Below are 11,799 nucleotides of genomic sequence, written 5' to 3' on the forward strand. Positions count from 1 at the left end.
ACACGATGGAAGAGACCGCCTTCTTTGCCGACCTGGACGCCCGCCACGCCCGCATCTGGCCGGCGGGCCTGCCCACCGCGCCGCACTACCCGCACGGCGAGATCGGCCTGGGTGACACCCTGCGCGCCTGGGCGCGCGTGCAGCCAGACCGCCCGGCGCTGGTCTACTACGGCACCACGCTCACCTATGCCGAACTCGACGACCTCAGCGAACGCTGCGCGGAGTTGCTGCGCGGCCACGGCGCGGGACCGGGCGAGCGCGTGGCCGTGCTGCTCGGCAACTGCCCGCAGTTCCATATCGTGTTCTACGCGATCCTCAAGATCGGCGCGGTGTACGTGCCGGTCAACCCGCTGTTCAAGGAACACGAGCTGGCCTACGAACTGAACGATGCCGGCGCCACCACCGTCATCGCCCTCGATTCGCTGGTGCCGATGCTGATGGCCGTGAAGGCGCAGACGCCCGTGGCCACGGTGTTCCGCACCTCGCCGGGCGAGTTCCTGCCGGCCGAGCCCACGCTGCCGGTGCCGGCCGGACTGGGCGCGCCGCCCGTCGAGCACGCCGGCACCATCGACCTGATGACCGCCGTGCGCCTGTGCACGGGCAACGTGCGCGACGCGCAGGTGGACCTGGACGCCCTGGCGGCGCTCAACTACACCGGCGGCACCACCGGCATGCCGAAAGGCTGCATGCACACGCAGCGGGACATGCTGTACACCGCCGCCGCCTCGCTGGCGGTGGCCAGCGGGCAGGCGGGCCGCGACCCGGCCCAGCCCTCACCGGACGTGATGCTGAATTTCCTGCCGATGTTCTGGATCGCCGGTGAGAACCTCGGCCTGATCTACCCGATCTTCAGCGGCGCCACGCTGGTGCTGCTGGCGCGCTGGGACCCCGCGGCGGTGATGGCCGCCGTGGAGCGCTACCGCGTGAACCGGACCTTCATGGTGGTGGACAGCATCGTCGAACTGCTCCAGCACCCGGACCTCCCCCGGCACGACCTGCGCACGCTGCAACACACGCGCGTGGCGTCGTTCATCCGCAAGCTCACGCCAGACCTGCGCCGCCAGTGGCTGGCGCTGACCGGCGGCATCCTGGCCGAAGGCGCCTGGGGCATGACCGAGACCCACACCAGCGACACCTTCACCACCGGCATGCAGACCGACGACATGGACCTGCACGGCCGCCCGATCTTCGTGGGCCTGCCCGTGCCCGGCACCCGCATCAAGATCTGCGATTTCGAGACCGGCGCAGTGCTGCCGGTGGGCGGGGAAGGCGAGATCGTGGTCAGCACGCCCTCGCTGTTCAAGGGCTACTGGGGCCGCCCGGAGGCCAACGCCGAGGTGTTCCGCAACGGGTGGTTCCATACCGGCGATATCGGCGCCTATGACGAGGCCGGCTATCTCCACTTCCTCGGCCGTCGCAAGGAGATGATCAAGGTGCGCGGCATGAGCGTGTTTCCGTCCGAACTGGAAGTACTGCTGGGCCGGCATCCGGCTGTGCTCGGCTCGGCCGTGGTGCCGCGCCCCGATCCGGAGCGCGGGCAGGTGCCAGTGGCATTCATCCGGCTGCGCCCCGAGCATGCCGCCGTCTCCGGCGACGACCTCCTTACCTGGTGCCGGGAGCATATGGCGAGCTACAAGGTGCCGGAGATCCGCGTGGTGGCGGAGCTGCCGATGACGGCCACCGGCAAGGTCCGCAAGGTGGAACTGCAGGCGCAGCTCGAACAGTAGGCCCGGAACAACAAGATCAAGAGGAGACACCCATGAACACGCCGCGACGCACCCTGCTCAAACTGTCCGCCGCCACGCTCGGCGGCCTGGCCCTCGGCCGCCCCGCCTGGGCGCAGCAGCCCGCCTCCACGGCGCCCAGCGGCCCGATCCGGATCGTGCTGCCCTACCCGCCCGGCGGCTCCACGGACGCCATCACGCGCTTTATCGCGGACAAGCTCGGCGCCTCGCTGAAGACCAGCGTGATCGTGGACAACCGCCCCGGCGCAGCCGGCATGATCGGCGCGGCAGCCGTGGCCTCGGCGGCGCCGGACGGGCGCACGCTGCTGTTCACCAACACCGCGCTGATCCAGAGCCCCCTGATCCAGCCGCAGCCGCTCTACAACCCGATGACCGATTTCGAGCCGCTGACGCTGGTGGCCGATGCCGCGCAGGTCTTCGTCGCCAGCGATGCCACGCCGGCCAAAACGCTGGCGGAGTACGTCGAGTACGCGCGCCAGAACCCCGGCTCGGCCTACGGCAGCCTCGGCGTGGGCTCCACCGGCCATCTGTACGGCGAACTGCTCAAACGCAAGGCCAACCTCAACATCGTGCACGCGGCGTACAAGGGCGACACCGCCGCCATCGCGGATCTGCTCGCCAAGCAGTTGCCCGCCGGCTTCGTCTCCACGGTGATGGCCAAGACCTATGGCGACGCCGGCCGGATCAAGGTGCTCGCCACGCTGGGACCGGCGCGCGTGCCGTCCATGCCGAACGTGCCGACCTTTACCGAAGCCGGCTTCACGGGCTTCGAGTCGATCGGCTGGATCGGCATGCTGGCCCCGGCCAAAACGCCCGCCCCGCTGGTGCAGCGGCTGTCCGCCGAGATCGCGACCATCGTCAAGTCCCCGGCCGGCGCCAGGATGCTGGCGGATAGCGGCATGCTGCCGCGCGGCACCACGGCGCCGGAGTTTGGCGCCCTGCTCAAGCGCGACCAGCAGGTGTGGCAGGCGCTGGTCAGCCAGTCGGGGATCAAGGTGGCTTCGTAAGGCCACGCTGTAAGCCCGCGTCTCCCGATATACTCCCCGGATCGTTTCGGGGAGAGCACGCGTGGATCGATTGCAGGCCATGAAGACCTTTGTCACCGTGGTGGAAAGCGGAGGCTTCACCGCGGCCGCGCGCAAGCTCGATATTTCGCTGTCGGTGGTCAGCCGCATCGTCACCGACCTCGAAGCCCACCTGGGCGTGCGGCTGCTCACGCGCACCACGCGGCTGGTGCGTCCCACGGACACCGGCGCCGCCTACTACGAGAACTGCCGGCGCATCCTGGCCGAGATCGACGAGGCCGAACTGGCCACCACGGGCGCACACCTGGCGCCGCGCGGGCAGTTGTCGATCACGGCGTCGGTGCTGTTCGGGCGCCGTTTCGTCACGCCGATCGTGGTCGAGTACCTGCGGCGCTACCCGGAGGTGGACGTCAACTGCCTGTTTATCGACCGCATCGTCAATTTCGTGGACGAGGGCATCGACGTCGGCATCCGCATTGGCGACCTGCCCGCCTCCTCGCTCCAGGCGGTGGCGGTCGGCCATGTGCGGCGCGTGGTCTGTGCGTCGCCCGCCTACCTGGCGCGGCAAGGCGTGCCGGCAAAGCCGGCGGACCTGGCGGCGCACACCGTGATCCAGACCACCGGCATCTCCACCCTGCCGGAATGGCGCTTCCTGACCGGCGGCGAGATCACGCCCACGCGGCTCTCCCCGCGCATGGCCACTACCACCAACGATTCCGCCATCGCGGCGGCCGTGGACGGCTTCGGGCTGGCGCGCGTGCTCTCGTACCAGATTGCCGATGAACTGCGCGACGGCCGCCTGCAGATCGTGATGGCGGACTTCGAGCCGGCGCCGCTGCCGATCAACGTGATCCATCGCGAGGGCCGCCACGCGATGCACAAGGTGCGCGCCTTCCTGGACCTCGCCATCGACACCCTGCGCGCCGCGCCGTCCCTGCGCTAGGGCGGCTCGGCAGGCGGCAACCCGGCATTCTTCGCGTTGGCGCAAGAGTGCCTTCTGGCGGCGGCGGTTTTTCGTGCGCTGGAAGGCACCTATAGTCGGAAGCATCCCCAACCAGGATCCGACATGAAACTGTACGCCTACCCCCTCTCCGGCCACTCCCACCGCGTTCGGCTGTTCCTCGGCCTGATCGGCCAGCCGGTCGATCTCATCGACGTGGACCTGCGCGCCGGTGCGCACAAGACGCACGAATTCCTGGCCCTGAACCCGTTCGGCCAGGTGCCGGTACTGGTGGACGGCGACACCGTGCTGCCGGACTCCAACGCAATCATGGTCTATCTGGCCAAGACGCTGGGCCGCACTGACTGGCTCCCTGAGACCCCCGCCGGCGCCGCCGCCGTGCAGCGCTGGCTGTCCGTGGCGGCGGGCGACCTCGCGGCCGGGCCGGCCTCGGCACGGCTGATTACCGTGTTCGGCGCGCCGCTGAACAGCGAGCAGGTCATTGCCCGGGCGCATCTGGTGCTGGGCCGCATGGACCGCGCGCTGGCCGGCCGCCAGTGGATTGCCGCCGATCAGCCGACGATTGCCGACGTGGCGCTGTACAGCTACACCGCCAGCGCGCCCGAAGGCTTTGTGGACTTGGCCGACTACGCCCACGTGCGGCAATGGCTGGCCCGCGTGGAAGCGCTGCCCGGATTCGTGCCGTTCCAGAAGACCGCCGTCGGGCTCGCCGCCTGATTGCTGCCCCCGCTGTCCACCCTACCGGAGCCCAACATGTCCCCCCACGCCGCCCTCCTCCCCGATCTGCCCTGGCACACCGGCGAACGCCTGCTCCAGGCGCGCGCCGGCGTGCAGGCGCGCATGGCCGAGATCGGCCCGCGCGTGGTGCGGGACTACATGCCTGACCAGCACCGCGACTTCTTCGCCCAGCTGCCGCTGGTCGTGCTCGGCGCGGTGGCGCCGGATGGGCGGGTCTGGGCCACGCTGCGCGCCGGGGCGCCCGGCTTCCTGCACTCGCCGGACCCGCGCGCGCTGAACGTGGCGGTGGCGCGCGAGCCCGCCGACCCGGCCGACGCCGGCATGGATGACGGCAACGCCCTCGGCCTGCTCGGCATCGACCCCATGACGCGGCGCCGCAACCGCATGAACGGCCGGGTGGAGCGCACCGGCCCGGACGGCTTCCGGCTGGCCGTGGGCCAGAGCTTCGGCAACTGCCCGCAGTACATCCAGCAGCGCGCGTTCGATTTCACGCGCGATCCCGGCGTGGCGGCCGACCAGCCGCCGCAGGTCCTGCCCGCCCTGGACGAGCGGGCGCGCGCGCTGATCGCCGGCGCGGATACCTTCTTCGTGGCGTCTTACGTGGATCTGGCCGATGGCAGCCGGCAGGTGGATGTGTCGCACCGGGGCGGGCCGCGCGGCTTCGTGCGGCTCGATGCGGACGGCGGGCTGACGATTCCTGACTTCTCGGGCAACCGCTTCTTCAATACGCTCGGGAACCTGGCCGCCAACCCGATCGCCGGGCTGGCCTTCGTGGACTACACCACGGGCAACCTGCTCCAGCTCTCGGGCCGGGCCGAGGTGCTGACCGACTCCCCGGAGATCGCCCTACACCCGGGTTGGGAAGGCGCCGAGCGCCTCTGGCGCGTGATACCGGACCGCGTGATCTGGCGCGAGGCGGCGCTGCCGCTGGTCTGGCACGCCCCGGACGCTTTGCCCCGGCCATAGCCCTGTGACACAATCGCGCGACGCCTGGCCCCGGAGTCCGCGATCATGTCCCTGGAAGCGCTGCAAAACATCAATCCGCAATCGCTGCTCGATACCGCGATCAGCCTCGCCGCCGCGTTCGTGCTCGGCGGCATGATCGGCTACGAGCGCCAGTACCGCCAGCGCACGGCCGGGCTGCGCACCAACGTGCTGGTGGCCGTGGGTGCGGCCATCTTCGTGGATATGGCCAACCACCTTGCCGGCCACGATGGGGCGGTGCGCGTGGTGGCCTACGTGGTGTCCGGCATCGGCTTCCTGGGCGCCGGCGTGATCATGCGCGAGGAAGGCAATGTGCGTGGCCTGAACACGGCGGCCACGCTGTGGGGGTCGGCGGCGGTCGGCGCGTGCGCCGGGGCGGACCTGATCATGGAGGCGGCTATCGGCGCGCTGTTCGTGCTGGCCGCCAACACGCTGCTGCGGCCCGTGGTGGACCGCATCAACCGCCAGCCCATCGACACGCCCGCCGTGGAAGTCACCCATACCGTGCACGTGATTACCGCGCGCGAGCACCAGAAACTCGCCATGCGGCTGCTGGAAGAAGCGCTGGAAGCGGCCGCCTACCCCACCCGCGACCTGGAGGTGCGGGCGTTCGGCGAACAGGATGTGGAGATCGAAGCGGTGCTGGCCGCTGCGTCGGTGGATGGCGACGCGCTCGACGCGATGGTCGCCAGGCTGGGCGCCACGAGCGTGGTCAGCCAGGCCTTCTGGAGCGCCAGCACTACCGAGTAGCGGTGCCGGCGCCGGGGTTCGGCTGGCTCAGCGGCTGGCTCAGCGGCTGGCTCAGCGGCTGGCTCGGCGGCCGGCTCAGCGGCTGGCCGGGGCCAGTGCCGCCACCGCAGGCAGGGCCATCTGGCCGAGCACCCGCAGCACGGTGATCTGGTCGCCCGTCCAGCTTTCCACGGCGGTCAGGTAGTTGAAGGTGCCGATCACCCGGCCACCCTCGCAGAGCGGCACGTTGACCACGCCATTCAGGCCCAGCCCACGGATCACGGCGATGTCGTCGAAGACGGCGGCCAGCGCCGCGTCGCCCTCGCCGACGAAGACCTCGCCGCGCACCAGCAGCTGGCGCGTCCACGCGGTGTCGCCCTTGACCTTCTTGCCGCCCACCGGGTAGGCGGCCGGGTCGGACGACCACAGCCGCCCGATTTCGCCGGTCTCGGCCTGCCACGTGTTGATCGTCAGCAGGCCGGGGCCGAGCAGGTCCAGCGTGGCCTGCCCCACCGCATCCAGCACGGCCACCGGCGTCGCCGCGTGGCGCAACTGGTCGCACAGCGTGTTAAGCCGCGCCAGATTGGCTAGATTGACCATCGCGACATTCGCAACCATCGACCCTTACTCCGCCTTGATGCCGAGCTCGCGGATCAGCTTGCCGTAGCGGTCAGCGTCGCGGCGCAGGATCTTGCCGAACGCCTGCGGCGTGGACGTGGTGGTTTCCACGCCGATGCTGTCCATCTTGGCCTTCACTTCGGGCAGCGTCATGATCCGGTTGATCTCGCTGTTCAGGCGCGTCACCAGCTCGGCCGGCATGTTCTTCGGGCCGAAGGCGCCGTACCACACGGACAGCTCATAGCCGGGCAGGGTCTCGCCCACCGTGGGTACGTCCGGCAGCAGCGGCGAGCGCTTGGCTTCGGTCACCGCCAGCAGGCGCAGCTTGCCGGCCTTCACGTGCGGCAGCGTCTGGGTGCCGGCGGAGAACAGCAGTTGCGTCTGGCCCGCCACCAGGTCCACCACGGCCGGGGCGCCGCCCTTGTAAGGCACGTGGAGCATGTCCACGCCGGCCATCTTGGCGAACAGCACCGCGCTCAGGTGGTTGGTGGAGCCGGAGCCGGCGCTGGCGTAGGCCAGCTTGCCCGGATTGGCCTTGGCGTAGGCAATCAGCTCCTTGACGTTCTTCGCCGGCACGGACGGATGCACCACCATGGTGTTCGTCACATAGGCCAGCAGCCCCAGCGGGGTGAAGTCCTCCACGCCCTTGAACGGCATGTTGGGCATCAGCGAGGGGTTCATCGCGTGGGTGCTCATCGAGCCGACCAGTAGCGTGTAGCCGTCCGGCTGGGCGCGCGCCACCGTGGCCGAGCCGATATTGCCCGAGGCGCCGGGGCGGTTGTCGACGATGACCGGCTGGCCGAGCGACTTGGTCAGGTGTTCGGACAGCACGCGCGCCAGGATGTCCGTGGAGCCGCCGGCGGCCCAGGGCACAATCAGCGTGATCGGCTTCGTCGGATAGGCATCGGCGGCACCAGCCCCCGAGATGGCGGCGAACGACAATGCCAGCGCGGCGGCACCGCGCAGCAGGTTCTTGACTACGGACCTCATGACTGCAACTCCCTCTGTCTTCGTGCGGACCGCCCCGTGCGGGCCGACTGTTTGTGCGATACCGCTTCCGCGATACTTCCCATGCCTGCCGCCCCGTCAGCGGCCCACGGCATAGCCTTGCATCCCACGCGCATTGGCGCCCGCGCGCAGCACCAGCCGGCCCTGGGCATCGCGCTCGCGCGAGCAGGCCGACATGCGGCCTTCGGACCAGTCGTCGCCCACGCGCACCTCGTGCCCGCGCGCGCGCAGCGCCTCCAGCGTGGCCGCCGGAAAGCGCGACTCGATGCTGATGCGGTTGAGCACGGTCTGGCGCGGCCAGAACGAACCCGGGAAATGATCGATATGCCAGGCCGGCGCGTCGATGGCCTCCTGGAGGTTCATGCCATGCACGGCATGACGCAGGAAGAATGCCAGGGACCACTGGTCCTGCTGGTCGCCGCCGGGCGTGCCGAAAACCATGTACGGCTCCCCGTCGCGCAGCGCCATCGACGGCGACAGCGTGGTGCACGGGCGCTTGCCCGGTGCCAGCGTGTTCGGCAGGCCCGGCTCGAGCCAGGTCATCTGCAGGCGGGTGTTCAGCGCGAAGCCGAGCGACGGAATCGTCGGGCTCGACGACAGCCAGCCGCCGGACGGCGTGGCCGCCACCATGTTGCCGTGGCGGTCGATCACGTCGATATGGCAGGTATCGCCCACGAACAGCTCGCGCTCGGCCCATTCGGTCACGGGCGGCAGCGCGGCGAAGGTGGGCTCGCCCACGCCGAAGCGCACGTCGGCGGTGGCCAGCGTGCGCGTGGCCACGTCGAGGTCCGGCATGCGCGGCGCCTGGCCGTTCAGCGTGCCCGCCGTCATGGTCAGCGCGGCCTGCTCGCCGATGCCCGCCGCGCGCGCGGCCAGGTAGTGCGGATCGAGCAGCGCGCAGAGCTGGCTTTCCGTAAAGCGCGGGTCGCCGTACCAGGCGGTGCGGTCGGCCATCGCCAGCTTGGCGGCCTCGGCAATCTTGTGGACGAATTCGGGGGACGTGGGCGCGTGGGCCTCCAGCCCGGCGTGGCGCAGCATGCCGAGCTGCTGCAGGAACATCGGCCCCTGACTCCAGATATCGCACTTGGCCACGGTGTAGCGGCCGAAGTCCAGCGTTACCGGGGCCTCCACCGTGGGCGCCCACTGGGCGAGGTCGTCGTAACGCAGCAGGCCGGTGTGCTTCTCGCCGGTGGTGTCGCGCACCGGGGTGTCGCGGCAGTAGGCGTCGATCGCCTCGGCCACGAAGCCGCGGTACCAGCAATCCATGGCGGCGTCGATCTGGCCCGTGCGGGAGTCGCTCCTGGACTGGGCGGTCTCGACGATACGCGTATAGGTATCGGCCAGTACCGGCAGCCGATGGAGCGCGCCGGGGCGCGGCACCTTGCCATCGGGCAGCCAGGTGTCGGCAGAGCTGTGCCATTCGTCGCGGAACAGCGCCTGCACGGCCAGGATGGCCTGCGAGATGCGCGGCACCAGCGGGAAGCCATCGCGCGCATAGCCGATGGCAGGCGCGAGCACGTCCGCCAGCGACCACGTGCCGTGGTCGCGCAGCATGGTCAGCCACGCGCCGAACGCGCCGGGCACGGTGGCGGGCATCAGGCCGATGCCGGGCATCAGTTCCATGCCCTGGGCGCGCAGCGCCTCGGGGTCCGCCAGCGCGGGCGCCGGGCCCTGGCCGCAGACTGACCGCATCGCGCGTGTCTTTTCATCCCAATAGAGGATCGGCACTTCGCCGCCCGGGCCGTTCAGGTGCGGTTCCACCACCTGGAGCACGAAGCCGCCGGCCACGGCTGCGTCGTAGGCATTGCCGCCGCGCTCGAGCACGCCCATCGCGGTCTGCGTGGCAAGCCAGTGGGTGGAAGCGGCAACGCCGAAGGTGCCAACGATTTCCGGACGGGTGGTGAACATGGCGTAATGACTGGTATCGAATGCATTTGAGTATAGGAGTCCGGAATAACTGCAAACGGCGAAAAAATTATTGTTGCATTACCATTTGGTTATATCGCTCCTTCGCCCATCATGCCGATTTCGTCCGACAAGCTGCTCCACAACGTCGTTTCGCGCCTGCGCCTGCGGCATCTGCCGCTGCTGCTGGCGCTCGAGCGCCAGCGTTCCGTCTCGCGCGTGGCCGCCGAACTCAATCTCTCCCAGCCGGCCGTGACCAAGGCGCTGCGCGAGATCGAGGACATCTTCCTGACACCGCTGTTCACCCGCACGCGCCAGGGCCTGGAGCCGACGCCCACCGGCGTGGCCGTGCTGGCCCACGCGCGCACGGCGCTGGCCGACGCGGAGGCGCTGGGGCGCGAGCTGACGGTGATCGAAGCCGGCCTGCGCGGGCGGCTGCGGATCGGCGTGATTCCCTACGTGGCGCGCGGCTTGCTCGATGCCGCGCTGGACTTCGGCCTGCGCCACACGCCGCGTATCTCGATGCTGGTGCGGGAAGGGACCACCGATGAACTGGTCAACGCGCTGCGCCAGCACGAACTCGATTGCGTGATCGCGCGCTCGTTCTACCTGGCCGGCGAGGACATCGCCCAGCAGCCGCTGTATCGGGAGGAGCCGGTGCTGGTAGTGCCGGCGGACGCCGCCGCGCGGCTCTCCCGTGCCGGACTGGACTGGAAGCGGCTGGCGGAACGGGACTGGATCCTGCCGCCCCCGCATACGCCGGTGCGCCGCACGATAAATACGATGTTCGCGGTGGCCGGCGTGGCCCCGCCGCTGCCCACGGTGGAGACCTACTCGATCAAGCCGATGGCCACCCTGCTGCGCCGCCAGCCGGACGCCATCACCATCGTGCCGCGCTCGGTGGCGGCCGAACTGGTGGAGCTGGGCGGCGCCGCTACCCTGCCCTTTGCGCTGAGCTGGGACTTGCCGCCCGTCGGCATCATGTGGCGGCGGGGGCTGGAAGACAACGAACTGATGACGTCGCTGGTGGAGGCACTGAGAGAAGCGGCCAAATAATCACTTAACTTGGAGTGCGTGCCCTCCGTGCGTGGGGACGACAATGTCTCATACATTCATGGACAATGAGCCTGTCGTGATTGACCCCTCGACATTTGTACCCGCACCCGCGACGGCTTCGTCGCGGGATTTTTTTTGGTCAAAGCACCTTTCGCATCAGGGCGTTTTCCAGCGTCACGCCCCGACAGACTGGAAAGTTTCGCTCGACCACATGAAAGCCGTGGCGCGCGAAAAAAGCTCGGCCGTCTTGCTGACGAACCGACGAATGTTCACGGAATCCTCTCAGGAAGACAGCGGCAAGCCGGCGTCCGTTGCGGCGTCCGTTGCGGCGTCCTTGGGCCCTTGGCGCCGTAGCACGACATGCGTGGCCTTCTCCGACGCTACGGATTGAACGCATGCGTATCCCAGCGCCCGCAAGTCGAGCCCTCCGAACAGCGATTCTCCCCGGCCGAGCAAGACCGGCGCGATGGCGATGTGCAGTTCGTCAACAAGGCCCTCGCGAAGATATTGCCGGATTGTGTCCGCCCCACCGCCGATCCGCACGTCCATTCCGCCAGCGGCCTCGCGTGCACGGCGGAGCGCCTCGTGAATGCCTCCGGTTACGAAATGGAACGTCGTGCCGCCCTCCATCTCGATGGAAGGACGAGGATGATGGGTCAAGACGAAGGCTGGAACGTGATACGGCGGATTATCTCCCCACCAGCCTTTCCAGTTTGCGTCCGGCCAGTCCCCGCGAATGGGCCCGAACATGTTCCGCCCAAGAATCCATGCCCCGACATTCTGAAAGCCGCGGGCAGCAAAATCGTCGTCCACCCCGGCCGTACCGCCGTCCTTGCCGAACAAGGTCTGCTGAAAGGTGCGTGTTGGGAATAGCCAGTGGTGCAGATCCGTCCCGCCAACGCCGAGCGGATTGTTGATGTCCTGATCCGGACCTGCTCCGTATCCATCGAGCGAGATAGTGAAGCCCTCAACGCGAACGCGTGCCATGGTTGTCCTCCGTGTAGACGCCTGACAGGTGAATGAAGGGTGG

At 69.1% G+C, this 11,799-nt stretch carries 11 protein-coding genes; 7 read left to right on the forward strand and 4 right to left on the reverse strand.

The features are described 5' to 3' along the window. Window positions 1–5 precede the first annotated feature (5 nt). From SB751_RS18210 to SB751_RS18235, 6 genes are all read left to right on the forward strand, one after another. Window positions 6–1,727 carry an AMP-binding protein gene (locus tag SB751_RS18210; RefSeq protein ID WP_410748272.1) on the forward strand — a complete coding sequence of 574 codons (1,722 nt, stop codon included), beginning with the start codon at window positions 6–8 and terminating at the stop codon, window positions 1,725–1,727. 32 nt (window positions 1,728–1,759) lie between these two features. Beyond that, window positions 1,760–2,752 carry a Bug family tripartite tricarboxylate transporter substrate binding protein gene (locus tag SB751_RS18215; RefSeq protein ID WP_144196452.1) on the forward strand — a complete coding sequence of 331 codons (993 nt, stop codon included), beginning with the start codon at window positions 1,760–1,762 and terminating at the stop codon, window positions 2,750–2,752. Between the two features lie 61 nt (window positions 2,753–2,813). Continuing rightward, window positions 2,814–3,713 carry a LysR family transcriptional regulator gene (locus SB751_RS18220; protein WP_410748273.1) on the forward strand — a complete coding sequence of 300 codons (900 nt, stop codon included), beginning with the start codon at window positions 2,814–2,816 and terminating at the stop codon, window positions 3,711–3,713. A gap of 123 nt (window positions 3,714–3,836) precedes the next feature. Further along, entirely contained in the window at window positions 3,837–4,448 is a 612-nt protein-coding gene (locus tag SB751_RS18225; protein WP_313818976.1) for a glutathione S-transferase, read from the forward strand. A gap of 36 nt (window positions 4,449–4,484) precedes the next feature. Then, a complete protein-coding gene (locus SB751_RS18230; RefSeq protein ID WP_186296773.1) occupies window positions 4,485–5,435 on the forward strand; it encodes a pyridoxamine 5'-phosphate oxidase family protein in 951 nt (316 codons plus the stop codon). A 45-nt stretch (window positions 5,436–5,480) separates the two neighbouring features. Continuing rightward, on the forward strand, window positions 5,481–6,203 hold the full coding sequence (locus SB751_RS18235) for an MgtC/SapB family protein (RefSeq protein WP_149138121.1): 723 nt from the start codon (window positions 5,481–5,483) through the stop codon (window positions 6,201–6,203). Between the two features lie 75 nt (window positions 6,204–6,278). Here the strand turns inward: SB751_RS18235 and SB751_RS18240 are convergent, their stop codons facing one another. The 3 genes from SB751_RS18240 to SB751_RS18250 all read right to left on the reverse strand — a co-directional run bounded on the left by SB751_RS18240 (window position 6,279) and on the right by SB751_RS18250 (window position 9,716). Further along, complete coding sequence (locus SB751_RS18240) at window positions 6,279–6,800, reverse strand: GAF domain-containing protein (RefSeq protein ID WP_313818975.1); 522 nt, start codon at window positions 6,798–6,800, stop codon at window positions 6,279–6,281. A gap of 6 nt (window positions 6,801–6,806) precedes the next feature. After that, window positions 6,807–7,790: a Bug family tripartite tricarboxylate transporter substrate binding protein gene (locus SB751_RS18245; RefSeq protein ID WP_144196448.1), complete on the reverse strand. Its 984-nt coding sequence runs from the start codon at window positions 7,788–7,790 to the stop codon at window positions 6,807–6,809. Between the two features lie 96 nt (window positions 7,791–7,886). Continuing rightward, window positions 7,887–9,716 (reverse strand): gamma-glutamyltransferase family protein, encoded by a 1,830-nt coding sequence (locus tag SB751_RS18250; protein ID WP_144196447.1) that lies wholly within the window; start codon window positions 9,714–9,716, stop codon window positions 7,887–7,889. Between the two features lie 111 nt (window positions 9,717–9,827). On the opposite strand from SB751_RS18250, the gene SB751_RS18255 reads away from it, so the two are divergent. Next, complete coding sequence (locus tag SB751_RS18255; RefSeq protein WP_410748274.1) at window positions 9,828–10,769, forward strand: LysR family transcriptional regulator; 942 nt, start codon at window positions 9,828–9,830, stop codon at window positions 10,767–10,769. A gap of 282 nt (window positions 10,770–11,051) precedes the next feature. Here the strand turns inward: SB751_RS18255 and SB751_RS18260 are convergent, their stop codons facing one another. Then, the gene (locus tag SB751_RS18260; protein ID WP_144196445.1) at window positions 11,052–11,756 is read right to left on the reverse strand and encodes a dihydrofolate reductase family protein; all 705 of its coding nucleotides are present in this window, start codon (window positions 11,754–11,756) and stop codon (window positions 11,052–11,054) included. Window positions 11,757–11,799 lie beyond the last annotated feature (43 nt).

This window comes from Cupriavidus sp. SIMBA_020, assembly GCF_046535395.1.
Taxonomy (GTDB): domain Bacteria; phylum Pseudomonadota; class Gammaproteobacteria; order Burkholderiales; family Burkholderiaceae; genus Cupriavidus; species Cupriavidus campinensis.